23 protein-coding genes are annotated in these 24,663 nt (G+C 66.7%); 5 read left to right on the forward strand and 18 right to left on the reverse strand.

Going from position 1 to position 24,663, the window contains the following annotated elements:
• Window positions 1-117: 117 nt before the first annotated feature.
• The 10 genes from NZ951_03650 to NZ951_03695 all read right to left on the reverse strand — a co-directional run bounded on the left by NZ951_03650 (window position 118) and on the right by NZ951_03695 (window position 12,877).
• On the reverse strand, window positions 118-474 hold the full coding sequence (locus NZ951_03650) for a DUF5615 family PIN-like protein (GenBank protein ID MCS7207014.1): 357 nt from the start codon (window positions 472-474) through the stop codon (window positions 118-120).
• A gap of 3 nt (window positions 475-477) precedes the next feature.
• Window positions 478-702: a DUF433 domain-containing protein gene (locus NZ951_03655; GenBank protein MCS7207015.1), complete on the reverse strand. Its 225-nt coding sequence runs from the start codon at window positions 700-702 to the stop codon at window positions 478-480.
• A 35-nt stretch (window positions 703-737) separates the two neighbouring features.
• A complete protein-coding gene (locus NZ951_03660) occupies window positions 738-1,460 on the reverse strand; it encodes an ABC transporter ATP-binding protein (GenBank protein MCS7207016.1) in 723 nt (240 codons plus the stop codon).
• A complete protein-coding gene (locus tag NZ951_03665) occupies window positions 1,450-2,337 on the reverse strand; it encodes an ABC transporter ATP-binding protein (GenBank protein MCS7207017.1) in 888 nt (295 codons plus the stop codon). Before NZ951_03665 ends, NZ951_03660 begins: the two co-directional genes overlap by 11 nt.
• A gap of 215 nt (window positions 2,338-2,552) precedes the next feature.
• Window positions 2,553-5,885: an FtsX-like permease family protein gene (locus NZ951_03670; GenBank protein ID MCS7207018.1), complete on the reverse strand. Its 3,333-nt coding sequence runs from the start codon at window positions 5,883-5,885 to the stop codon at window positions 2,553-2,555.
• A 2-nt stretch (window positions 5,886-5,887) separates the two neighbouring features.
• Window positions 5,888-9,139, reverse strand: coding sequence for a hypothetical protein (locus tag NZ951_03675; GenBank protein ID MCS7207019.1), 3,252 nt, complete (start codon window positions 9,137-9,139; stop codon window positions 5,888-5,890).
• Between the two features lie 100 nt (window positions 9,140-9,239).
• Window positions 9,240-10,349: an FAD-binding oxidoreductase gene (locus NZ951_03680; protein ID MCS7207020.1), complete on the reverse strand. Its 1,110-nt coding sequence runs from the start codon at window positions 10,347-10,349 to the stop codon at window positions 9,240-9,242.
• A gap of 13 nt (window positions 10,350-10,362) precedes the next feature.
• Entirely contained in the window at window positions 10,363-11,577 is a 1,215-nt protein-coding gene (locus tag NZ951_03685) for a CoA transferase (protein MCS7207021.1), read from the reverse strand.
• Between the two features lie 50 nt (window positions 11,578-11,627).
• Entirely contained in the window at window positions 11,628-12,434 is an 807-nt protein-coding gene (locus tag NZ951_03690) for a ZIP family metal transporter (GenBank protein MCS7207022.1), read from the reverse strand.
• Window positions 12,410-12,877, reverse strand: a complete 468-nt coding sequence (locus NZ951_03695; protein ID MCS7207023.1) for a transcriptional repressor — start codon at window positions 12,875-12,877, stop codon at window positions 12,410-12,412. The genes NZ951_03690 and NZ951_03695 overlap by 25 nt, the downstream gene beginning before the upstream one ends.
• Window positions 12,878-13,141: 264 nt before the next feature.
• Here NZ951_03695 and NZ951_03700 point away from each other — a divergent pair, with 264 nt between their 5' ends.
• The 3 genes from NZ951_03700 (at window position 13,142) to NZ951_03710 (ending at window position 14,743) form a co-directional block, all read left to right on the forward strand.
• Window positions 13,142-13,477: an iron-sulfur cluster assembly accessory protein gene (locus NZ951_03700; protein MCS7207024.1), complete on the forward strand. Its 336-nt coding sequence runs from the start codon at window positions 13,142-13,144 to the stop codon at window positions 13,475-13,477.
• A 157-nt stretch (window positions 13,478-13,634) separates the two neighbouring features.
• Window positions 13,635-14,168: a thiamine pyrophosphate-binding protein gene (locus NZ951_03705; GenBank protein MCS7207025.1), complete on the forward strand. Its 534-nt coding sequence runs from the start codon at window positions 13,635-13,637 to the stop codon at window positions 14,166-14,168.
• A complete protein-coding gene (locus NZ951_03710) occupies window positions 14,165-14,743 on the forward strand; it encodes a thiamine pyrophosphate-dependent enzyme (GenBank protein ID MCS7207026.1) in 579 nt (192 codons plus the stop codon). The genes NZ951_03705 and NZ951_03710 overlap by 4 nt, the downstream gene beginning before the upstream one ends.
• Here NZ951_03710 and NZ951_03715 read toward each other — a convergent pair.
• The 3 genes from NZ951_03715 to NZ951_03725 all read right to left on the reverse strand — a co-directional run bounded on the left by NZ951_03715 (window position 14,740) and on the right by NZ951_03725 (window position 17,134).
• Complete coding sequence (locus NZ951_03715; protein ID MCS7207027.1) at window positions 14,740-15,261, reverse strand: deoxyuridine 5'-triphosphate nucleotidohydrolase; 522 nt, start codon at window positions 15,259-15,261, stop codon at window positions 14,740-14,742. The genes NZ951_03710 and NZ951_03715 overlap by 4 nt on opposite strands.
• Entirely contained in the window at window positions 15,261-15,485 is a 225-nt protein-coding gene (locus NZ951_03720; GenBank protein ID MCS7207028.1) for a hypothetical protein, read from the reverse strand. Before NZ951_03720 ends, NZ951_03715 begins: the two co-directional genes overlap by 1 nt.
• A 236-nt stretch (window positions 15,486-15,721) precedes the next feature.
• Window positions 15,722-17,134: an aldehyde dehydrogenase family protein gene (locus NZ951_03725; protein ID MCS7207029.1), complete on the reverse strand. Its 1,413-nt coding sequence runs from the start codon at window positions 17,132-17,134 to the stop codon at window positions 15,722-15,724.
• 279 nt (window positions 17,135-17,413) lie between these two features.
• Here NZ951_03725 and NZ951_03730 point away from each other — a divergent pair, with 279 nt between their 5' ends.
• Window positions 17,414-18,163, forward strand: coding sequence for a ferredoxin--NADP reductase (locus NZ951_03730; protein MCS7207030.1), 750 nt, complete (start codon window positions 17,414-17,416; stop codon window positions 18,161-18,163).
• 26 nt (window positions 18,164-18,189) lie between these two features.
• Here NZ951_03730 and ftsH read toward each other — a convergent pair whose 3' ends face one another.
• On the reverse strand, window positions 18,190-20,142 hold the full coding sequence (gene ftsH, locus NZ951_03735) for an ATP-dependent zinc metalloprotease FtsH (GenBank protein MCS7207031.1): 1,953 nt from the start codon (window positions 20,140-20,142) through the stop codon (window positions 18,190-18,192).
• Between the two features lie 89 nt (window positions 20,143-20,231).
• Between ftsH and NZ951_03740 the strand changes: the two genes are divergently transcribed.
• Window positions 20,232-21,035, forward strand: a complete 804-nt coding sequence (locus NZ951_03740; protein ID MCS7207032.1) for a glycosyltransferase — start codon at window positions 20,232-20,234, stop codon at window positions 21,033-21,035.
• Here NZ951_03740 and NZ951_03745 read toward each other — a convergent pair.
• The 4 genes from NZ951_03745 to NZ951_03760 are packed head-to-tail and all read right to left on the reverse strand — an operon-like array spanning window position 21,032 to window position 24,582.
• Window positions 21,032-22,012 carry an LLM class flavin-dependent oxidoreductase gene (locus NZ951_03745; GenBank protein MCS7207033.1) on the reverse strand — a complete coding sequence of 327 codons (981 nt, stop codon included), beginning with the start codon at window positions 22,010-22,012 and terminating at the stop codon, window positions 21,032-21,034. The two genes, NZ951_03740 and NZ951_03745, sit on opposite strands and share 4 nt — an antisense overlap.
• 9 nt (window positions 22,013-22,021) lie before the next feature.
• On the reverse strand, window positions 22,022-22,795 hold the full coding sequence (locus NZ951_03750) for an enoyl-CoA hydratase/isomerase family protein (GenBank protein MCS7207034.1): 774 nt from the start codon (window positions 22,793-22,795) through the stop codon (window positions 22,022-22,024).
• Window positions 22,796-22,805: 10 nt separating this feature from the next.
• A complete protein-coding gene (locus NZ951_03755; GenBank protein MCS7207035.1) occupies window positions 22,806-23,804 on the reverse strand; it encodes a uroporphyrinogen decarboxylase in 999 nt (332 codons plus the stop codon).
• 4 nt (window positions 23,805-23,808) lie between these two features.
• Window positions 23,809-24,582 carry an enoyl-CoA hydratase/isomerase family protein gene (locus NZ951_03760; GenBank protein MCS7207036.1) on the reverse strand — a complete coding sequence of 258 codons (774 nt, stop codon included), beginning with the start codon at window positions 24,580-24,582 and terminating at the stop codon, window positions 23,809-23,811.
• Window positions 24,583-24,663: the final 81 nt, after the last annotated feature.

The raw sequence follows: 24,663 nt of genomic DNA on the forward strand, positions 1-24,663 counted from the left end.
CCCTCCGCGATGGCCCCGTCCCCCAGCACCACCACCCTGTCGGCCATGCGCGCCACCACCGGGGCGTCGGCCTGCCACTGTCTCTAGAAATCTTCCTTCGAGCGAAAGCGGGGTGCGTTACCACACCTTGCGCAAGCGATAGCGGTTCTGCCCAATGATGATGAGATGTCCTTGCAGATCCCCCAAACGCACTCTCTGAAAGAAGTCCTGTAGAACCGGGTGGAGATTCTCGAAGGTCTGAGGGGAAACCCGTATCAGGAGCAGGGCGGGCAATCCCCCACGACCACGGAACAGGGCTGCAAAGCCAGTATTGCAGGTTATCACTGCGAAACCTCTCTCCTGGGCGAAGGCATAAATCCTTTCGTCGGTTGCACCCGCTAACCCGAACTCCCGAACGTCGCATGCCTCAATCCCTAGGCTCTTCAAGAACGCCGTTGTCTTGGGCGACAAGTTCTGGTCTAGAAGAAAGCGCACCCCTTACCGCTCCATAATCATTTCTTCCTCCCGCACGACCCGCAGGGCATACTCTAGAGCCGCCCGCACATCCTCCTCGCTCAATTCCGGATAGTATTCCAGAATTTGCCCAATGGTATAGCCCCCAGCCAGCAGGCTGAGAATGTTCTCCACCATAATACGTGTCCCCCGCACCACCGGCTTCCCATGACAGATAGCGGGGTCTATGACGATGCGCGCCTGCTCCATCCCCTTCCTCCAGAGTCTGTGAGGCGGTTAGGCTCTCACGCGTCTACGCCGCGTCCTGCGGGCGGTGTGCCCTCCGCGATGGTTCCGTCCACCAGCACCACCACCCGGTCGGCCATGCGCGCCACCACCGGGTCGTGGGTGGCTGTAACCACCGTCACCCCCTCCTGGTGGGCCAGCGACTGCAACAGAGTGGCGATCTGCATCCCCGTCGCCGTATCCAGTTCCCCTGTCGGCTCGTCGGCGAACAGCACCAGGGGGCGGGTGGCGATGGCCCGCGCAATGGCCACCCGCTGCTGTTCGCCCCCCGACAGCTCATAGGGACGATGCTGGGCACGGTGGGCCAGCCCCACCTTCGTCAAGGCGTCCAGCACCCGTTGGCGTCGCTCCCGTGCGGGCACCCCGTTCACCCGCAGGGGCAATTCCACATTCTCATAGGCCGACAGCAAGGGCAACAGCCCGTAAAACTGGAACACAAAGCCAATTTTCTTGCGCCGCACCTCCACCACCTCCTTCTCGCCCAAACGCGTCAAGTCCTGCCCATCCAGAAGCACACGGCCCTGGGTGGGGCGATCCAAAGTCGCCAGAATGTTGAGGAGGGTGGTCTTGCCCGAGCCCGAGCGCCCCATAATGGCCAGGAACTCCCCGCGCCGCACCTGCAGGTCCACCCCCCGCACCGCCACCACCTCTTGCCCCCCACTGCGGAACACGCGCCACACCCCCTGCGCCTCCAGGACAACGGGCTGGCTCTTAGGGGGCATGGCTTCCCTCCTGGGCAGGGGCGATGATGGCCCTCCCCTCTTGCACAGTCAGACGGGTGCGCCCCTTTAAACCCAAACTCTGCACCACCTCCAGGGGCAGTTGCATCCGCCCCACCTGGTCCACCACAAGGAACTCCTCCTCCCGCCCCTCCTCGCCGGCGCGGAAGGAGGGGAGATGCACCCGCTCACTGGCGATGCGGCCATCGCGGATGCGCACCACCCGATCGGCCCAGCGCCCGGCGCCGGGGTAGTGAGTTACCAGCACGATGGTAGTGCCGTAGGTGGTGTTCACCTCCCGCAAAGCGCGGAACACCTCTTCAGCCGTGCGGGTGTCCAGTTCCCCCGTCGGCTCGTCGGCCAAAAGCAGAGGGGGCTGATTGGCCATAGCCACGGCGATGGCCACCCTCTGCTGTTCGCCCCCCGACAGTTGATGGGGGAGGCGACGGGTCTTATCCCCCAGGCCCACCCGCTCCAGCAGTTCCCGCGCCCGCTTGCGTCGGGAGAAGATGCCCACCCCCGCCAGCGCCATAGGCAGTTCCACCTGCTCCTGGGCCGTCAGATAGGGGAGCAGGTTGCGCCCCGCCGACTGCCACAGGAACCCCACCTCCTTGCGCCGGTAGGCGATACGGTCGGCCTCGGTCATAGCCAGCAGGTCCCGCTGGCCCACCCATACCTTCCCGGCCGAGGGACGGTCAAGTCCTGCCAAGATGTTCAGGAGGGTGCTCTTGCCGCTGCCACTGGCCCCAATGATGGCCAAAAACTCCCCCTGATGCACCACCAGGTCAACGCCCCGCAGGGCCACCACCTCCAAGTCGGCCCGCTTGTAAATCTTGAACAGGTCTTGGCAGACGATGAAGGGTTTGCCGTCGCCTTCCATTGGTGTTCTCCTTTCCCCTGTGTCCAGACACCCCCGGCGGAGCGTGGGAGGCGGGGAGGCGTTGCCCCTCCGCCCTGCCCCGTGCCCTCACCCCTGGGGGCCATCCCCAGACCCCCGCCCGAAGGGGCTCTGCCCCTTCGGCGCTTCCCCGAGCCACCAGCCGCCCACAGCGACACCCCACCCCCCAAGTCTTGTGCAGGGTGGGCATTCCTTCTCTACTCCCCCCTCCTTAGGACGCCCTGCAGGTCCAGACGGGCAGCGACCCACGCCAGGACAGCCGCCGCCACACCTGCCCCCAGGGCCAGCACTCCATACACCGCCAGCAAGCCCAGCCAATGGGTCTCCAACACCATGGGCGGAGTGATACGCCGCCCCGTCTCCGCCACCTCCAGCAGAGGGAGCAAACCCGACGCCATCCGATGCCCTGCCCAGGTGCCTAGCCCGATGCCCACCACAACGACCAGGATAAAGTTGAACCACACCACCCCCGTCAACTGCCGACGGGTGAAGCCTATCGCCCGCAGAAGGGCATATTCCCCCTCCCGGGCGCGGGTATCCAGGAACAGATAGAGGCTGATGGCCGAAGCGCTGGCCATAACGGTTACGCCGAAGGCCAACAGCACCAGACCCGCCCACCCCGCTGTGAGCAAGGGGTCGTGCTGCCGCCTCTGCATCGCCTCCCGCGCCGACATAATGGACGAGGGGCGTATCCCCACCCGCTCGAGGGCCTGACGAAGCACCTGGGGGGAGAGGTGTGCTCCCGGCTCGGCGCGCACCCAGGCCTCCACCGTCGTTTCCAGCAGGCGCGGGGCGTGCAGGGCTAAGTAATGGATCAAGGGCTGCAGGGGAACGACCAGGAAAGGCTCCTCCTGCGGGTACAGGGTGGGGAAGTAGTCCACCTGCCCCACGATGCGCAGGGGCACCGCCGTGGACAGCACGCTGGCCGTGACGCGTTCCCCCACCTCCAGACGGGCCGCCTCCCGCAGCGTCCTGCTGAACAGGGCGGGAATGGGCTCCGCAGGGGGGCCGGGGCGGATGCCTCGCGCCCCCAGGAACCCCCCACTCCAGGTGAACAGGGCGGTGGGCTTTCCCTCCGTGCGGGGCGATGCACTGCTCATGCTCAGGGTCTGCACCCCCGGCTGGGACGGGTCCTCCAACACGCTCCACCCCTGCACATCCGCAAACCCCTCCAGGAGCACCTCCCCCTCGCGCCCCAGAGCCACGATACCATCCAGGAACACGGCCCCCGGCTCGTTCTCGTTGCGCTGCACCACAACGGTCAGGGCCTGCAGAGTATAGGGGGGGTGCAGGGGGAGCACCTCCTCGCGCGGCAGACGCCCCAGGCGCGTGGGGACAATGGGGGCCTCCAGACGCCTCCACCCCCGATACCCCAGACCTCCCACCACCACATCAAACCACTGCCCCTGCGCATCGGTGAATCGGGCCACCAGACGCGCCCAGGGGAGGGGACGCCCCGGCATCGCCCATACCCCGATGGCTGTCGCCGTCGGGGGAAGGGTTATCCCCCCTGTGGGAGGGGACGTGGAGAGAACCTGCACCCTGTGGCGCAAAGAGGAGCCTACCAGCCCCTCCCGATCCCACGCCACCAGCCCAATGGTGGAGGGGTCAACAGCCAGCAGGCTCGCTGAACGCCCGAACCCTTCGGACATAATCCCCACCGAGGCCCGCAGGGCATCCGATACCTCCGCCACCCCCGGCACCTCCCGCAAAGCCCGGCTGGCTGGCCGACGGGAAAGCAACCGCTCCAGCCCCGTATAGGCGATGCGGTAGTCGGCGCCCACTTCATACAGGGCCTGCTCCCGCTGGCTGCGCTCCTGGGTGGTGCGAAAGGCGGTGCCAAACACTCCCAAACTGGCCGCCAGAATGAGGAGCACCACCAGGCTCCCACTGGGCAGGGGATCCCGGGCCGCCCGACGAAAGCCCTGCACCAACCACACCGGCCCCCTCCGCTCCGCCACCGTGCTCAAGAGGGCAACAAAGAGGGGGAAGAAGCGGAGCACCAACAGCCCCACAGCCACCAGCCCTAACACCGGACCCAGAAGCAGGGTCAGATCCACGTGCAGGTCGCCCCCCAACGGGCGCACCAGGAAGGAGCCTCGGCTCCGCAACTGCCACCACAGCATCCCCATCAACCCCAGCAGGAGGATGTCCAGAAAGGTGCGATGCAGGAAAGGCAGGGGATTGGGGCGGGCCAAGGACAAGCGCAAGTCCACAATGCTCCAACGGGAGACGCTGAGCATGGACAGGGCCAGCACCAAGGCGCTCAGGAAGGCCCCCAGCACCCCTAACCCCAGCACCCGCCACGAGAAGGCCGACCACACCACCTCCCGCACCCCACTGGCGGGGAACAGGGTTCCCACGGCCATGGCGAACCCCACGGCTAGCAGAGGCCCCCCCACCAGCGCCGGCACCGCCAGCACCGCCCCCTCCAGGAACGCCATCAGCAACACCTGCCCCCGCGATGCCCCGCGGCTCCGCACAATGGCCACCTCCCCCGCACGGGCGCGAGCCAAAAACCCCCCCACTAGGGACAGGTAATACAGGATGATCCCTACCACCAGGAACACTAAAAGGAACAGGGGGATGCGCGCCACCACGACCCGCTCCTGGTAGCGGGTTAGGATACGGTCCAGGCGCGTCTGGACGGAGCCGTTGGCACGTTGATGGTGCACCGCCCCAATGGCCCCCAGCAGAGTCGCCTTCAAGGGAGCCACCTGGGCAGGCTTCAACCCCTCCCGATTCAAGTAGACATACCACAGAAAGTCGGTGAAAAGGCCGTGCCACCGCGTCGCCACCTCCCCCAGCAGGACCGTGGGATGCACCCACAGGGGCACCGTCGTCCATGTCCCCCCCACCTGGGTGAACTTATCCGTGGGGGTGTACCAGAACTCTTCGTTGGGATCTGTCGGCTCAAAAACCCCCACCACCGTAACCGGCTGGGCCTCCTGGGGGCGATTGGTAACCGCCGGGTAGATGAAAAAGGTGTCCCCCGGGCGCAGGCCCAAAACCTGGGCTCCCTGGGCATCCACCATCACCTCCAGACCCGCCCCTGGCTGGGGCAAGCGCCCCTCTCGGATGCGGATGTGGGCCTCTATCCTCTCCATCGCCAGCAGAGGCCCCCGCGGGCGGGTGGAATCGTCCCCCTCCAGGGAGGGCTTCCCCCGGAAGAAAAAGGTGGCGGTCTGGGCGAACTGGACACTGTCTCGGACATAGGGAGCCAGGGGACGGAGCACCGTCTCCTGCACCCAACGGCTATCGCTGGCGTACAGGTCGCGGTCCAGGGGGTTGAAGATGCGCACCGCCAGGTTGGTCTCCCGTGGGGGTGTGGTGCGCAAGGTGTGGCGCAGGGCCGACTCCTCCAGAGCCGAGCCGTAGATCACCCCACTGGCCATCAGCGCCACCGCCAGGAGCACACCCCCGCCCGCCGCCGCCGTCAAACGCCAGTGGGCCGCCAGACGACGCACGGCCATCCCCAGGGACGCCTCCAACAGGGCCAGAGGGCCAGGGCCGGGCAGACGGGGGGGCATCCTCACACCACCTCCTCCCGCAGAACCTGCCCCAGGGATAGGCGCACCGTCCACAGAGTGGAAAGCCCCCAGGCGACCGCCCAGGTCAGGAGAAGGGCCAGAGCCATCCCCGCCAGGAGGGTGGCGTCACCCACAGGATAGGGGGGAGGCACCAAAGGACGCCCCCCACTTGTGATAGCCAGGAAGCCCAGGCTCCAGCGGGCCAGCCACAGCCCCAGGAAGAAGCCCCCCGCCACACCCCCCACCAACACCACGCCGTGCTCCACCCCAAAAGCCCACGCCACTTGCCTTCGCGAAAAGCCCATCACCCGCAGGAGGGCCAAATCGGTGCGTCCACGGTGCACCGCCAGGGCCACCGACAGGAGCCATCCCAGCAGAAGCGCCCCAGCCAGAGCCATCAGGGCCAGGATACCCAGCCCCCTCCATCCGGCCCCTGTAAGGGGATCCCGTGCCTCCTCTTGGGCAAAAGCCTCCCGATCCTCAATGGAGGCGAAGAAGGGCAAGCTCTGCCCCACGCGTTCCAAAACCTCCTTCCGGTCGGCCGTGGGGTCAAGCCCCAGCCAGAACTCGTTGGCGAAGGGCGGGAAGCCCAAAGGCATGGAGCGTATGTATTCGTCCAGTTGCTCAATATTCAGCACCATAAAGGGCGTAAAAGTGGGGTCCAGGGTCGGGAAAAAGCGGGCCTGCTCCCGCACCACCACGGGCACCAGGTGGCGTCCCAGGCCCAGGTGGAAGGTCTGCCCTACCCCTACGGCGGGGCTCGCCAGAGCAGGCAACGGAATAGGCACCTGGGGGATGAAGATTCCCCGCGCCTCCTGGCCAATAGGCTCCGTCCAGGCCAACTCCAGCCCCAGGCGCCCCTCCCGGGCGGCGGTGGGCACCAGACGCATCTGATCGGGGGCCACACCCGGGTTGGGCAGGGGGGTCCAGGGGCCGGGGCCTTCAAACCCTTCTACCAGCACCTGCTTTCCGTGGGGCAGAAGGGCCACCACCCCATCCAACGCCAGGTTCCCAGTGGCGGCGGCCGTCATCCCTATCCCTATCAGGAAAAAGCCCGTGAGGGAGAGGGGGCGCTCCCCCCGCTCGGGCAGGTCTACCGTGAGGAAAGTCCAATCGGGGTGGGACAGGGAACCCGCCCGCACCCAGCGGTAGCCGCCGCCCGCATCCTTGAACTGAATCCAGAGGTTCACCAGGGGCATAATGCGCTGCGGGCGCACCCATACCCCTACCCCCGTCGCCTCCTCGGGGAGCACAATGCCCTTCTTGGGCGTGGACGGCCCCCGTAAAGCGGAGAGGAGGGTCGCCATATCCTTCTCAGCGAAGTCAGGGCGTGTCCAGGCGGTGGCCAGGAAGGAGCGGGGAGTAATGGCCAGCACCTGGATGGGCGGAGCGGTAGGGCTGGCCCCCAGGCGTCCCTCGGTGCGATAGACGGGGCTCACCACCTCCACACCCCGCACCCCTGCCAAGTCAGCGTGGACGAAGGGGCTGTCGGCTGAGAAGTTCGGCCCTAGGATGCGCACCACCACATCCCCGCCGATGGCGTAGCGCGCCTGCTCCCGACGGGCCTGCACCAGGGTGCTACTGTAGGTAGCGGCGAACACCCCCAGCGCAGTGGTCAATAGCACCAACACCAGCAAGGCGGCCGCAGGGAAGGGGTCGCGGGCGATGCGCCGCCCCACCACGACCATCCACGAGGGGCCGACCTCCGTTAGGCGGGCCAGTCCCCGGGCCAACAGGGGGAAAAGGCGCAGAGTCAACAGGGCACAGGCCACCAACACCGCCGCCGGTGCCAGGAGCGTTGTGGGGTCGGCGGTTACCCCCTCCCCGAGCACCCGCTCCGTAACGAACCCCCCCCGCCCCCGCACCTGCCACCACAACAGCCCCCCCACTCCCAGGGCCAAAATGTCCAGGTTCCAGCGGTAGATCAGAGGAATCCCCGGAGGCCGCGCCCGCTCCCGCAGGAAGGCGACGATTCCGTGCCGTGCCGACCCCGCTGCCGTCAGCACAAACACCCCTACCGCCACCACCGCCGCCGACGCCCCATACAGGAAGGCGCGGGTGGTCATGTGCAAAGGGGAGCCAGCCGTGAGGGCGGGGAAGGCTTTCAACACCCCATAGGCCACGAGGGGGCCCAGCACCAGCCCAGGTACGGTGATCAATAGGCCGTCCCCCAGAGCCAACACGAGCCCCGCCTGCAACGGCGTCGCACCCCGGCTCTGGAGCACCGCCGCCTCACTGCGTCGGTTGTAGGCCAGCAGGCCCGCCGCCAGGAACAAATAGTACAGGAGCACAGCCGTCACCAGGGAGGTGAACAGGAACAGGGGCACCCGCGCCAGAGAGAGGCGTCGCTGGTACTCCCGCAAAGTGGTATCCAAAGCCGAAAGGAACAGGGTGCCGGGGTAGTCTTGGTTGAGGGCTTTCTCCAAGGATGTCAGCGTGTCCAACCAGTAGGGAACGGTCTCCGGGCGCACAACGAAGGGGTTCAGGTAGGCGTGCCACCAGAACACGCCCAACAGGGTGGGGAACGCCTCGGCCAGCCCCCCAAAGAAGTGCTCCTCCTGCACGAAGAAGCCCACCACCTCCTCCTCCAGCCCCTGCACATAGAAGTGGCCGGTATAGCCCACCCAGAACTCCTCCGTTGGGTCTCGGGGCTCCACCAGGCCCACCACGGTGATGGCGATGCGGTAGTCGGTGTCGTCGTTATAGGGGAAAAGGTAGCGGGTATCGCCCAGGCGGAGGTTCATGCGGCGGGCGGCAGGCGCGCCCACGGTAACCTCCAGGGCCACCTCGCCCCGGGAGAAGCGGGGAGGCGCAGTGGGCCAGCGCCCCTGCACCAGACGGGCATGGGCAGGGAAATCGGCATAGAAGATGAGGTATCCGCTGGGCGAGCCTTCGGGTGGCCACACATGTGGGGACAAACCCAACGGCATAGTCGGCCCGTGCCCGGAACGCCCAATGCCTTTGACCATCGGCCCTAACAGGGTCGTCAGGTGTCCTTCTACCCGCTGGCGCGCCTGCTGGTAGTCGGCGGAGGCTAGGGGGCGATTGCGCACCACCACCTGACCGTTGAGGGGGTCCCGCCCCCGCCGCTCCAGGGCATACTTCAGCCCCCCCTCGGCCAGGGCACGGGAGGCCAGGCCGGCGGCGGTCATCATGGTTACGGCCAGCAAAACGCCTACGGACGCCGCCACCAGAAGGGGCCAGGAGTCGCGGAGGCGTCGGGCGGTGAGCCAGACCAGCAGGGGCAGGCGCAAACCCAACCCACCCTCACACCGTACTTATGCTGGCCTCATGGTGCCTGAAAATCCCCCCCTTGGCAAGGCGCCACCCAGGAGCGGGGCAGATGGCGCCCTCTCAGCGGAGCAAAGCGTCGGGAAAGCGGGAGGGACGATAGGGCTCCAGCAGCGGGGAGGGACGCCCCTGGGCCACCTCCTGAGCCACCGTTTGCCCCACTAGCGCCGCCAGGGTAACGGCACTGTGCATCACCGCCACATAGGCCCCCTCCACGCCCGGCACCGGCCCAATGATGGGGAGGCCGTCCTTGGGCACGGGGCGCACCCCGATGCGCAGTTCGGCCACAGTTGCCCCCTGCAGGGCGGGGATATCCCGCTGGGCCTCCCCCAGAAGGCGGTGCGTCCATGAGGGCGGAGGGGTGCTCACCGTCTCCTCGCTCACGAGGCGGTCGTAGGGGATGGCCCCAAGGACCAGCCGTCCGTCGTGGGTGGGATGGATGTGGTAGTGGCCGGGGTAGACAGCGCGGCGCACCAGGCCCGGCACCGGGGAGGTGTAGATGACCACGCCGATCACCCGCTCCACAGGGGGGCGGTAGCCCAAGGGGGCCAAAAGGCCCACCGAGGCAGTGCCCCCCGCCACCACCACCTGCCGCGCCGCAATGAACCCCGCGCTGGTGAGCACCCCTTCCACACGCCCGTTGGTGGTACGGATTTCGTGCACCGCACATCCCAGGTGCACCTGTGCGCCCCGCCCCTGCGCCCGGCGCACCAGCACCTGGGCCAAGCGGTCGGCGTCCGTCCAACGCTCCTGGGGGAAGAACAGGATAGGCCCCTCAGCGTGGAGGGGGTGCACCGCCGGCTCCAGCTCCGCCGCCTCCCGGGGGGACAGGCGCTGAAAAGGGTAACCGAAACGGGTCAACTCTTGGGCCAGGCGCTCGGTCTCCGCCGGGCCACCCAGGGAGGCGGGCCAGTGGAGCACGCCCGTGCCGATGAGCACCTCCTCCCCCACCTCCTCGGCCAGGGGGCCGTAGGCGTCAATAGCCATACGGCTGAAGCGGTGGTAGTGCTCGGGGCGTTTGCGGGCGGCGTTGATCAGCCCGAAGGACGCCCATGTGGTATACCCCCCGGGCTGATGGCGCTCCAGAAGAGTTACCTGTGCCCCCGCCTTAGCCAGGTAATAGGCGATGCTGGCCCCGGCCACACCAGCCCCAATGACCACGATATCGGGCATAGACCTCTCCCCGCTAGGCCAAGGCCCCTTCGGCCTTATACGCCTCGTACTCCTCTTGGGAGATGCCCAACAGGTGGGTGAACACGAACGCGTTGTCCTCGCCCAGGCAGGGGGCGGCCTTACGCAGGTATCCCGGTGTGCGGGAGAGGCGGAAGGGGATGCCGTCGTAGTGGTGGTCCCCGATTTCGGTATGGCGCAGGCGGACAAAGTGGCCCCGATGGGCCAATTGGGGGTCGCGGAACAGATCCTCCTGGCTCTGCACCACCCCACAGGGGACACCATAAGACTGCAGGAGGGTCATCAGGGCATAGGCGTCGTACTGGCGTGTCCACTGGGCGAGGCGCTGTTCCAAGGCGTCCTCGTGGGCCTTGCGCCCGAGGAAAGTCGCGTAGGAGGGGTCAGTGGCCCAGGAGGGCGAGCCCATAGCCCGCACCAAGCCCTCCCAGTGGGCATCGGTGAAGCAGGCGATAACCACCCAGCGGTCGGTGCCCTGGGCGGGGAAGGCCCCGTGGGGGCAGGCCAGGGGGTCGCGGTTGCCCTGGGGTTCGGGGTCGTGGCCGTTGTTCAGGTAATCCATCAGCAGAGGCCCCAGGAACTGGATGCCCCCCTCCAGCTGGGAGAGGTCAATATACTGCCCCTGGCCGGTGCGCCGGCGGTATTCCAGGGCAGCCAGGATGGCGAAGGCCCCGAAGCGGGGGTTAATGAAGTCGGTGTAGGCTCCATAGGGACCGGCGGGGGCACGGTCGGGCCAGCGGGCCAGGTGGTAAAACCCCGAAAAGGCGGAGAGTTGCACCCCATAGCCGGGCTGGCGTGCCCAGGGGCCGTCCTGCCCCAGTTGGCAGGTGGAAAAGTATATGACATCCGGCTTCCACTGGCGGACGCTGGCGTAGTCCAGGCCGAACTTGGCCATCACACCCGGAGTGAAACTTTCGGCCACCACATCCGCCCAGGCGATCAGCCGGCGGGCCAGGTCGCGTCCCCGAGGGTGAGCCAGATTGAGGCTCACGCCGTACTTACTAGCGTTGTAGTTGGCGAAGAAACCGGAGCGGTTGATGCCCACCTCCCGGTCTTTGAAGGGCGGAGCCAGGCGCAGGACATCGGGGTGGGTGAGGCTTTCAATATGCACCACCGTGGCCCCGTGGTCGGCCAGATATTTGATGGTAACCGGCCCCACGCCCACCCAGGAGAAGTCGGCCACCTTGATGCCTTCCAAAGGCAGGGCACCCATACCGCGTCCCCCCCAGAGATGCTGGAGCAATTATACTCCAACCCCCCGCGTCAATGGGTGTGGGTGTGCCCCCCGCCGTTGGGCAGCAGGAGGGCCGTCGCCATTCCCAGGGCGACGCCGATGACGACGGGGACGAGCCCCCCCAAACCCCGCTCCCGCACAGCGACGGGGATAAGGGAGTGGGCCGCAATGTACAGGAAGGAGCCCGCCGCCAGCCCCAGGAGGGCAGCGGGGACCTCGGGGGCGATTTCGCCCAACAGGAAGGGGATGGGCACCGCCGCCACGGTAACAAGGCCGATGGCCGTGCCCGCTGCCAGGGCGGCCAGACGCCCCCGCCCCGACCCGAGCATCAGCGAGGCCACGGCCGCCCCTGCCGGCACCTCGTGGAGCAAAACGGCTAACAAGAGGAACACCCCCAACCCCTCCCCTTCAGCGAAGCCCGCCCCAATGCCCAAGCCATCCACAAAGTCGTGGAGCAGGAAGCCTGCCAGCGCCACCACCCCCGCCACAGGCGTCAGGGGCGAGTGAGGATGCTCCAACTCGTGGGGCAAGGTATGCTCGTGGGGAGAAACGGGGGTGGAGGCATGGGCACGAGCAGCGAACAGACGCTCCAGGCTGAACAGGAGCAGATATCCCCCCACGGCCAGCAGGGGGCCCCAAAGGGGGGCCTCCTCTATGCTATGAGGGAACACCTCCACCAAAGCACCAGCCAGGATAAACCCCCCGGCAAACCCCAACAGGACGCGCAAGCGGGCTTGCCCCCGTGCATCGGTTCTCACCCCCAGGACGGTGAGCACACTCCCCACCACATTCCCCAGGGTAGTCAACAGGGTCAAACCGACGGCGACACCAAGCATAGGTCCTCCTTCTCTTTTGCCTGGCACCATGCGCACAGGCCGTAGATCTCCAAGCGGTGCCCCAACACGCGGAACTGACGGGGCTGGGCCAAGCGGTGCACCAGGGCCTCCACTTCGGGGGGGACAAAGTCCTGCACGCCCCCGCAGGCGACGCACACCAGGTGGTGGTGATGTAAGCGGGAGGCAACCCCATAGCGGGGTGCACCGTGTTCCAACGAGACCCGACACACCAGGCCGGCGCTGACAAGGGCCTTCAGGGTGCGGAACACTGTGGCCCGCCCCACGTCGGGCACCTGGCTGTGTAGAGCCTCAGCGGTGAACAGGCCCTTCTGGCCGGCGATGGCCTGGACCAAACGTCGGCGCGGCCCAGTCAGGCGCATCCCCCGCTGAGCCAGGGCCTCCAGCAGGGCCTCAGGCCCCCCAATATTGATACCAGGTATCATTTTGCCCCCCTCTCCTACCCATTCCGAGCAAGAGGGGTGGACATTTTTTATACCAGAACCCGTCAAACCTGTCAAGGCGCGCCAGGCTGTGGGGAAAGAGTCAGGGGAGCGACCAGGGGCGGCCTTTGCCCGTGCAGGGGGGCGGGGGCCCGCAGGGCACCCTCTGGGGGAGAACCCGTGGCAACGCCCCGCGCCCTTGACGCCCCCCTGTCGGCGTGCTACCCTGAGCCTACAGGCGCAGGGACGGTTCGGGAAAGGAGGAGCATGGTTACCCTCACCCCCTCCGCTATCGCCCAACTCAAGCAGGTGCTCAAAGAGGAAAACGCCGAAGATGCCGCCGTGCGGGTGGTCATCGTCCCCTCCGGCCACGGGGTGCAGTACATGCTCACCCTGGAGCGGGAGCCGAAAGAGGACGATCTGACCCTGGAGCACGACGGCCTGCGTATCGTGGTAGACCAGGACAGCGCCCCCCTTCTGGAAGGGGCGGAGATCGACTATGTGGAGGACTTCCCCCGCGCCGGGTTCGTCATCAGCAACCCCAACATCCCCATAGGTGGGGGATGCGCCTGCGGGGGGCACTGCGCCTGCGGGGGCCATTAGACCCCTTCTTACGGCACGGGTCCACGGCCCCTGGGATCTCCAGGGGCCTTCCTTTTGCTCGGGGCGTTCTGTTTGGGGGCAACCGCCTTTCAGCCTCGTCTGATATACTATGCTCGGCTCCCCCACACACCCACTGCGCCCACAGTAGGAGGCATGTATGCAGGAGACAGGAGGCATCAGCGCCGATCGTGTGGTCGAGGCCTTTCGCCAGTGTGGAGTCACCCATATCGTCTGGCTTCCGGATAGTGAAACGGGGTTCCTCTATGAAGCCCTGCGGGAGGAAAAATCCATCACTTTGGTGCCCGTAGCCCGGGAGGGGGAAAGTATGGCGGTGGCAGCGGGGCTGTGGATGGGGGGGAAAGTGCCCCTGGTGTTGATTCAAAGCACGGGCTTTTTTGAATCGGGGGATAGCATTCGGGGGGTGGTGCTGGACTTGAACCTGCCGCTGGTGATGTGTGTGGGATATCGGGGATATGAGAAGCAGACACCCCGCACCCAACGGGCCGACTCGGCGGCGGTGTACCTGGAGCCTATCGTGCAGGCGTGGGGGATTCCCTACTACCTGGTGGAGAACGACGAGGATACGGGGCGCATCGTGCAGGCCTTCCAAGAGGCCCAGCGGCGGCAAGGGCCCGTGGCGGTGCTCATGTGCACGGAATACACCGCCCAGCGCCGCAGGAGGGGAGCATGATAGACTCCTTTGAAGCCACGCGCCTTATCCACCAGCACGCCGGGAGCGCCTCCGTCATCCCCACCATGACCGCTCTGCGCCTCTGGCGCGCCCTGGGCTTCCGCCACGACCGCGACTACCCCCTGGTGGGAGCCATGGGCAAGGCGTCCTCGGTGGGCTTGGGATTAGCCCTGGCCCAACCCCAGCACAAGGTCATCGTCCTGGACGGCGACGGGAGCCTCCTCAACAACCTGGGCACCCTGGTAACCATCGGCCACATGGCCCCCCCCAACCTCTACCACTTCGTCTACCAGGACGGGGCCTACACCACCACGGGGGGCCAGCCCATCCCCGGGGCCACCATCATCCGCTTCGCCGAGATGGCCAAAGCCGCCGGCTACCGCGCCGCCTACGACTTCCACGACCTGGAAGCCTTTGCCACCGAACTACCCCGCATCCTGTCCCAGCCGGGGCCGGTGCTGGTGTGCCTGCGGGTGCGCCATCCCCAGAACCTCCCCCCCATGGACTTGGCCCAGATTGACCGACGCAAGGCTATCCGCCAGATACGCCAGACCCTTACGGGCAAGCCCGCCTAACGGCCCAAATTCTCCCCCTGGTAGCGCCCGCGATAGCCCTGGGACGTGGGACGCTCCAGGCGGAAAAACACCATGTGCACCAAACGGGCGTTGCGGGCCACCCGAAAACCCCCAGGGTTGAACACCACCAGCAAGGCCTGGGAGCGCCCGTGGTAGCCGGCGTCCCATACGGCGTTGTGCACACTCACCCCACACCGCAGCAGCGTGGAGCGGGGAAAGGCCAATGCCATCAGGTCGCGGGGCAGGCGCACCACCTCGTTGAAAGTCATCAGATACGCCCCCGGCGGGAGGTGCAGGCTCCCGTCGGCTCCAAAGGGAAGGGGCGAGGTGGGAGCCACCTCCCGCTCCCCACCCGCTCCCACCCATCCCGCCCTCTGGAAGGACGCCACCTCCCGCAAGGAGAGGTCAAAGCCGTGGGGCTGGAGTTGGGCGTCCAGGTCTACCCACCCCTCCAGGAGAGGAGGGCACGCCTGAATCAAGGCGTAAAGCGTCTCCCGCTCCAGGATAGCCCCTGTCATCACGGTGCCCCCGGGGACGCAAGGACCCTTTCACCCCGCAGGCGTAGGAGCAAGGCGAGGGCATAGGGCGAGAGGCCCGGGGCGGGGCGACGCTGCACCGGCGCAAACCGCAAGCAGTGGGAGGTGGGCAGAGTCGCCCGTCGAGGGGGCTTCACCGGACAGGCATAGGCATACACGCAGTAGTGGGGTAGGCAGACCGTCCATCGCACCGGCGCGTGACGCACGCCGTCCTCCGTCCCGCTGGCCACAGGCCAGCTGCGCATTTACATCGGGGGTTATCCTGATACATAGTTTTTGTCTTTGTCAAGGGCTTGATGATCCCCTAAAAACCCTTTTTTGCTGACCCAAAAACGAGCGGGGCAGGCCGATGGCCCACCCCACCCGTTTCCCCCTTCTGCAATGCCCCGTGTGCTTGACCCGGCGGGGAAGCGCCTCCCGCCTTTCCGAACGGGCACACTTTCTACAAGTGGAACACCACCATCTTCTCTTCCGTCATCTCCCGGATGGCGTATTTTGGGCCCTCTTTGCCGAACCCGCTCTCCTTCAGCCCCCCGTAGGGCATTAGGTCGGCCCGCCACTGGGGCCCCCAGTTGATGTGCAGGTTGCCCGCCTCCACCTCCCGCACGAAGCGCATGGCCCACTCCAGGTTCTGGGTGAAGATACCCGCCGACAGCCCGTAGATGGAATCGTTGGCCAGGGCGATGGCCTCGTCAATGGAGTTGACGGGGGTCAGGGCCACCGCCGGCCCGAACAGTTCCTCGCACGAGATGCGCATCTGGGGGCTCACATCGGCCACCACGGTGGGAGTAACAAAGGCCCCCTGGCGCTGGCCCCCGGTGACTAGACGCGCCCCGCTCTGCACCGCCTCCTGAATCCAAGCGTGCACCCGCACCGCATCCCGCTCCCGCACCAGGGGGCCCATGCGCGTCGTCTCCTTCAGCGGATCCCCCCAGGTGATGGCCTCCACCGCCGGCTTCAAAGCGCTCACCAGGTCAGCGTAAATGGGGCGCAGGGGAATCACCCGCTGGGTGCTGATGCACACCTGCCCGGCGTTGCTGTAGCCGGTGGCCACGATGCCCTCCACCACCTTCTTCAGGTCGGCATCGGGCATGATGATGAGGGGGGAGTTGCTCCCCAGTTCCATGGTTACCCGCTTCAGCCCCGCCACCTTGCAGATGCGCTCCCCCACATCCCGACTCCCCGTGAAGGTAATTTTGCGCACCCGCCGGTCGGTGCACAGGGCTTCCCCGATCTGCCCGCCGGGACCTGTGAGACACTGAATTGCCTCTGGGGGAAGGCCCGCCTCCAAGAGCACCTCCGTCAACTTCAGGGCGGAAAGGGGAGTGTCCGAAGCGGGCTTGAGGATGACGCTGTTGCCCCCCGCCAGGGCCGGACCCACCTTGTGGCACACCAGGTTGAGGGGGAAGTTGAAGGGGCTGATGGCCACCACCACCCCACAGGGCACCCGGATGGTGAAGCCGAACCGATTGCCCGCCCCCGGGGAGCCGTCCAGGGGCACCACCTCGCCCCCAATGCGCTTGGCCTCCTCCGCCGAGACGGTCAGGGTCTGCACCGCACGGCTCACCTCAAACCGGCTCTCGGCGATGGTCTTCCCCTCCTCCAGGGTGATAGTGCGGGCGAACTCCTCGGCCCGCCCCTCTATCAGGTCGGCCGCCTTCTTGAGGATGTTATAGCGGTCGTATCCCGATAACTTGCGCATCGCCTGGGCACCCCGCACCGCCGAGGTGATGGCGCGGTCCACATCCTCCAAGTCCGCCTTGGGCACCGTGTCCACCACCCGCCCGTCGTAGGGGTGAATGATGGGCATGGTGTGGGGCTTGGTGATCCACTCGCCCGCCACGTACATGCGCATGGGTAGCCTCCTTGCGTTTGTATGTTGGGACACCTGTGCGTCCACGAGCACCGAGAGCATCGCCCGCACGGCCACAGCGCCTCGCCGAGCACCCCCCGTGCACCTGTATGGTAACACGGTGGGAGCACTCCCGAGCAAAGGCGAGAGGAGGGGGGTGGCAAAAAAGGGGAGAAAACCTTGTCGGGATAGCCCCCCATGCACTATAGTGAAAAGCAGAACAGACCCCAGAGGCCTTCCCCGTCAGGCCCCCGAGGGGTTTTGGGTGCAAGGAGACCGCCGATGGCCGACGAAGTGGCTGTATCAAAGCCCTCCCGCCCACAGATCGCCCTCCCCAAAGCCACTATCGTTCGCCGCCACGACCTGACCCCCGACCTCTGGAAGATATGGCTCCAGCCGCAGGTGCCCTACACCTTCAAGCCCGGCCAATACTGCACCATCGGGCTGGAGGGCATTGAGCGGGCCTACTCCATCGTCTCCGCCCCCCACGAGCCCTATGTGGAACTGTTCATTGAGTTGGTACCTCACGGGGAGTTGACCCCCCGCCTGTGGAAACTGGGGGAGGGCGCCCAGGTCTCCTTCCGCCCCCGGGCCAAGGGTATCTTCACCTTTGAACCCCAATGGCCCAACCATGTCATGGTGGCCACCGTGACCGGGGTGGCGCCTTATGTGAGCATCCTGCGGGATTACCTCTACCATCGGCGCACCGGCCACCGCTTCTTCGTCCTGCAGGGGGCCAGTTACCACGACGAGTTCGGCTACGATGGGGAACTGGGGGAGTATGCCCGCCAACACCCGGACTGGCTCACCTACATCCCCACGGTGAGCCGCCCCCAGGAGGAGCGCAATAAGGGCTGGAGGGGGCAAACGGGGCGGGTGAACCTCATCCTGGAGGGCTACCTCCAGCGGTGGGGCCTCTCCCCCCAGGACACGCTTCTCTACGCCTGTGGCCACCCGGGGATGATTGAGGATGTGAAGGCCCGCTTTATCCCCAAGGGCTGGAAGGTGAAAGAGGAGCGCTTCTGGAAGTAGGGCGCCCGCCCCCTTGGCTCAGGGCACTACCCGGCGGGGGCGGGGGCAGGGCCTTCCGAGGCGGGCTTGGGCTTAGCCGGAGCGGGAAGGGGGCCCGCCGAGGGCGCGGGCACCTTGGGGGCCTCGGGGGTGGGGGCAATGAGCCCGCTGGGCTTGACCTCTGCATCGGGCGGGGCGTTGAACAGGCGCTCCAAGTCCTCCCCCTCCACCGTCTCGTACTGCATCAGGTAGCGGGCCACCTGGTCCAGTTTGGCCCTGTGGGTGCGCAGGATAGTCTCCGCCCGCTCCTTGGCCTGCCGCAGGAGGGTGTTCACCTCTTCATCTATCAGCTCCTCGGTGCGGGGGCTGTAGTCCCTCTGCTCGGCGATCTCCTTCCCCAGGAAGATCAGTTCCTCCCGCTTGCCGTAGACCCGCGGGCCGAGTTTATCGCTCATCCCGTAGCGGGTGACCATGGCCCGCGCCACGCGCGTGGCCTGCTCCAAGTCGTTGCTGGCCCCCGTCGTAACCTCTCCGAACACCAGTTCCTCGGCCACACGCCCGCCCAGGGCCACGGCCAGCATGGCCTCAAACTGGTTGCGGGTCCACAGGTGGCGGTCCTCCTGGGGGATCATGCGGGTGTAGCCCCCCATCATGCCCCGGGCCACGATAGATATCTTGTGCACCGGGTCGGCGTGGGGGAGCATGCGGGCCACCAGGGCGTGGCCGGCTTCGTGATAGGCGGTAATCTCCTTCTCCTTGGGGGAGATGACCCGGCTCTTGCGCTCGGGGCCGGCCACTACCCGGTCAATGGCCTCGGCAAACTCCCGTACGCCGATGGTCTTCTTATTGCGGCGGGCCGCCAGGATAGCCGCCTCGTTCACCAGGTTGGCTAGGTCCGCCCCGCTGAAGCCGGCCGTCTGCCGGGCAATGAGGTCCAGGGAGACATCGCTCTCCAGGGGCTTGCCCCGTGTGTGCACCTTCAGGATCGCCAGCCGCCCCTGCACATCGGGCAGGTCCAGCACCACCCGACGGTCAAAGCGCCCCGGGCGCAGCAGGGCCGGGTCCAGGATGTCGGGGCGGTTGGTAGCGGCGATGACGATAATGTTGGTGGAGGTGTCAAAGCCGTCCATCTCCACCAGGATTTGGTTGAGGGTCTGCTCCCGCTCGTCGTGGCCCCCGCCCAAGCCGGCCCCCCGGTGGCGTCCCACGGCGTCAATCTCGTCAATGAAGACGATGCAGGGGGCGTTGCGCTTGGCCTGGTCAAACAGGTCGCGCACCCGGGCGGCACCCACCCCCACAAACATCTCCACAAACTCGGAGCCGCTGATGGAGAAGAAGGGCACCCCCGCCTCGCCCGCCACCGCACGGGCCAGGAGGGTCTTGCCAGTGCCCGGCGGCCCCACCAGGAGCACGCCCCGGGGGATGCGTGCCCCCAGAGAGGCGAACCGCTCCGGGTACTTCAGAAACTCCACCACCTCTTGCAGTTCCTGCTTGGCCTCGTCTACCCCCGCCACATCGGCAAAGGTAACGGTGGGGCGATTGGCCATAAACAGGCGTGCACGGCTCCGCCCAAAGGTCAAGGTCTGGGAGGAGGAGCCTTGCGCCTGCCGCAGCATGAACAACAGGAACAGGGCAAACAGGAGCAGGGGCAGGAAGTTCAGGGCCACGGTGAAGAAACTCCCCAGCCCCCCACCGCTCTTCACGGTAACCTTCACACCCCCCTCGCCGGTGGCCACCCCCTCCCGGGTGAGGGTCTCCAACAGGCTGAAGCCCTCCTCCTTGCGGGAGCGGAAGGTCTGCCCCTCCTTGGTGGTAACCGTGAGGTCGTCCCGCCGCACCTCTATGGAGGCGACCCGCCCCTGCTTCGCCCAGTCAATGACCGTGCTGACCGGCACCTCTTTGTTGCCGTAACTGGGCTGAAGCACCGTGGTGATGATGACCACAACGGCAACAATGATGAGGAGCCAAATAAACCCGTTGCGAATGAAGCGTGCGTTCATCCCACCCTCAACCTCTTTCCATCATACCCAAAAACCCTAGCCCACGCAAAGGTGCCACACCACTGGGGGCATACAGGGGGAGTGGAGGCATGTCTATCTTACCACACTGCCGATTGTATGATGGAAAACAGAGCACCCTGGAGCGCTGTGCTGTGTCCCCAGAGGACAAGATAGCGGTTGTCCTGGCAGCCTACAACGAGCAGGCCAACTTGGCCCTGCTTTTACCCCGCCTGTGCACCGTTCTGGAGGCCCTGGGCATGCCCTGGGAGGTGGTGCTGGTGGTAGACGGAAACGACGGCAGCAAGGAGTGGGCCGAACGGTTCGCCCAGGGTTTCCCCGCAGGGAGGGTCAGGGTATTCTGGTCGCCTCGGCGTCGGGGCTTTGGGAATGCCCTGCGCCAGGGCTTTCACCTCGTCTCCCCCGATGTTACCCTGGTAACCACTATGGACTGCGACCTCAACCACCGCCCCGAGGAACTGCCCCGCTTCCTGGAGGCCTATCGCCAGACGGGCGCCCAGATGGTGGTGGGGTCCCGCTACATGCAGGGGGGACGGGTGGAGGCCCTCCCCTTCTGGAAGCGCTGGGCCAGCCGTCTGACCAATCGGGCTTTACCCCGCTTGGCGGGCCTGCCCCTCACCGACATCACCTCCAACTATCGCCTCTACTGCCGTGCCCTGACGGATCGCCTGGCCCAGGTCAGCCGCGCCAACGACTTTTCCGTGGCAGCCGAGACAATCTTGCAGGCGGCCCAGTGGGGGGCGCACATCGTGGAGGTGCCCATCGCCTTCCAGCGGAGGCACTCCGGGGCCTCCAAACTCCCCAAACTGGCCACCACCCTGGGATACCTGCGCCTGTTCGCCAAGCACCTGTGGGGACGGGCGACGGCCTCCTAGGCGAGGCCCTCGGCAAACCGCCGCGCCATGCCCAGCAAGGATTCCCCCACCTCCGGGCCGGAGGGCATCAGGAACAGGATGGGCCAGTCCACCCCCGCCTGGCGGTAGGCGGTAACCCGTCGGAGCCACCCGGGGGTGGTGGTCACGGTGAGAGCATCCAGCATGGTGTCGCTGACCGCCTGGGCCATACGGGCGGTGTCGCCCTGCACCCTGTGTATCGCCTCCACTTCCCGGGCAAAGCCACACTCCTGGAGCATGCGGGCGTAGAAGGGCAAGGTGGCGTAGCGCGCCACCGATCGGCGGAGCACCTCCTCCCCGGCCCTGTCCCCCTCTCCGGCCATCAGGTAGCATGCGGACACCACCTCCCCTTCCAGACGCCCCCCCTCGCGAGCCGCCAGGCGCATGGCACTGGTGAGTTCCCGCACATAGGCGGGGGGCATCAGGTAGAAGAGGGCACCATCGGCCAGGCGGCCGGCCAGGCTGGCCATACCCGGGCTCAAGGCCGCCACGAACAGGCGCGGGGGGATAGGCGGGGGAACAGGCAAACGCGCCCCCCGCACCTGCACCACCTTCCCCTCGTGGCTCACTGTCTCGCCTTTGAGCAGGCCCCGCAGAATAACAAGGTAATCCTCCATGCGCCCGAGGGGTTGGCTAAAGGGGATGCCGTGCCCCTGGCTGATAGGCTCCCGGTGCCCGCTCCCCAGGCCCAGCAGGAACCGTCCCCCCGATGCCTCCTGCAGGGCCGAGGCGGTCATGGCCAGCAGAAGAGGCGTGCGGCTGTAGATATTCACGATGCCCGTGCCCAGAAGAATGTGTTGGGTGTGCAGAGCGCAGGCGGTGAGCTGGGTGATGGAATCCTTCCCCGCCCCCTCCGTGCACCAGAAAGAGTGGTAGCCCAGGCGATCGGCCTCCTCCGCCACCGCCAGGATGGTTTTCAACGGGTAGGTGGTGCCAACGGCAAGACCAAGGATGGGCATACAAACCTCCTAGGACGACTGCCAACGGGGGGCGCGCTTCTCCACCCAGGCGCGCATCCCCTCGTAGGCGTCGGGCGAGGCGAAGGACTGCTCCCGGAGCGTCCGCTCCCGCAGGAAGGCCCGCGCCGACGGGGCCATCACCTGCAGGAGGTTCTCTTTGGTCATTTGGACGGCGCGGGGGGCGTGGAGGGCGATGCGCTGGGCCATCTCCAAGGCCGTCGGCACCAGACGCTCCAGGGGCACGACCATGTTGATCATCCCGAACTGCAGGGCGCGCTGGGCATCCACCATCTGGGCGGTGAAGCACAGTTCGGCCAAAAAGCAGGTGGGGATGTTCTGGTAGCCGAAGGGGGTGCTCAAGGTCATGATCCCGCGGGCCACCTCGGGCAGGCCGAACTTGGTGCCCTCTGCAGCGATGCGGATGTCGCACCGCATGAGGACGAGGTTGAGGCCCGCCCCCAAGCAGTAGCCGTGCACCGCCCCGATGACGGGCTTGGTGAGGGCGGGGGTGCCCCACTCGCTGGTGAAGACACGCCGATAGTGCCCCCCGAAGGCGGGGGCCTCCCCGCGCTCGGCCCACTCCTTCACATCCACCCCGGCACAGAAGGCCCTTCCTTCCCCCCGCAGGATAGCCACCCGCCCCTTGGGGTCATCGGCGAAGCGGGCGAAGGCCTCCTCCATCTCCTGGGCCATTTGGCTCCCCCAGGCGTTGAGGCGCTCGGGGCGATTGAGGGTGATGATACGGATGTGCTCCCCATACTCCTCGTAACGCACGAAGGGCATACCCGCCTCCTTAGGCGGCGATAGCCTCCCGCAGGGCACGGAGGTTGGCCTCGGGCGCTTGAGGGGGGAAGGTGCACCCCGGCCCCAGCATCCACCCCGTTGCCCCCAACTCCCCCCGCAGGGAGTGCACCGCCTCGGCCACCTGCTGGGGCGTGCCCTGCATCAGCAGGGTGCGGTGGGGAATGCCCCCCACCACGCATTTCCCCAAGAGAGCTTTCCCTTGGGCAAGGGAGGGATTGCCCGCGCCGTGGGCATCCCAGTTGACGGCGTGCACCGGGTAATCCCGGAACTCGGCCAGATAGTTGTAGTCGCGACACACATGGAGCAGGTGGAAAGGGGCAGGGGGCAGGGACTGCAACAGGCGCAGGTCGTAGGGACGGCCCCAGCGGGCATACTCGTCGCGAGACAGGCGCAGGGCAGTGGCCCAGCCGGTGGTGGCGAAAAACAGGCCGCCGGCGCCAGCCTCTAGGCAGGCGCGGGCGAAACGGATGAAGGTATCGGTAATCACATCCAAGGCGTAGGAGACCTTCTCGGGATAGAGGCGCAGGTGGGCGGCCACCACCTCGTCGCTGTTGGCCAGGCGCCCGGCAATAGCAAGGGGGGTGAAAACGGTCATGAGCACGGGCACCTGGGGGCCCACCCCGCGGATGACGGTCTTGAGGGCCTCCAGGTGCTGGCCCAGCACCCCCTGCTGGACATCCAGGGGCTTCAGAGCCAGCCAGTCCTGAGGCGTCTTCACAGGCCAGTCCACCACCTCCGGCTGGGCGAAGGGGTCGCTTTGGTAGCGCAGACGCACCCCCCAGTCCTCCCCATGGTAGGCGGCGCGGGGATTGACCTTGACAAAGTCCCAACGGTACGCCTGCTGGAAGGCCAGCATCGCCTGGGCCATGCGGGAGGGGTCGCTCTCCTCCAGGAAGAAGTGCCGCCACATGCTCACGGGGGGGCGGTCCACCGGCTGGCCGGCCAGGGCGGCCAGGACGCGCTCGCGGGGGGTCATCTGGTCGGGCATAGGGCTACCTCCCTTTGAAGACGGGCGTGCGCTTCTCCAGGAAGGCCCGCTGGGCCTCTCGGCGGTCTTCGGTGGCGTGCAAGAGGGTGCTGAACTCCACGGAGATACGGCGGTGGGCACCGTAGCCGGCCATGTCCAGGAGGGTGTTCATAGAGCGCTTCGTGTAGGCAAGGGAAAGGGGGGGCAAGGTGGCGAAAGTGTCCACATACTCCTGCACCACGGCGTCCAACTCCTCCGGGTGCACGGCACGCGTGACCATGCCCCACCGTTCGGCCTCCTCGGCGGTGAAGATGCGGCCGGTGAGGGTGAGGTCAAGGGAGCGCAGGCGCCCGATGTCAAAGAAGAAAGCCCCGCCCGCCTGGAGGCCAGCGTTGACCTCCCGAATGCCGAAGCGAGCGGTGCGCACGGCGATGACCACATCACATACCCCCAGTAGGGTAACCCCTGCGCCGTAGGCGTCGCCGTGCACGCGGGCGATGACGGGCTTGCTACCCCAACGGATGGCCTCGTGCAACCCCGCCAGGGCCTCCCGATACCGGCGGTAGCCGGCGGTGTCTAACTCCAGGGCCATACGGAAGTCCAGGCCAGCCGAAAACACTGGCCCCTCCCCGGCGAACACAATGGCCCGGATGGCGAGGTCGTCCTCGGCGCGGCGCAGGGCGGCACTGGCCTCCTGCACCAGGTCCAGGTTGAAGGCGTTGCGCTTCTCGGGGCGGTTGAACGTGATCCACGCCCCCGGCCCACGCATCTCATAGCGCACCACGCTGGTGGTTGCCATACACGCCTCCTGGGGTGGGCTGGCCCCAGTGTAGCCGTTGGCAAGCCCCCCTGCAACCCTCGCCCCCACAGGGGCACAATG

It is taken from the genome of Dehalococcoidia bacterium, assembly GCA_025060295.1.
GTDB lineage: Bacteria > Chloroflexota > Dehalococcoidia > Lucifugimonadales > HRBIN23 > HRBIN23.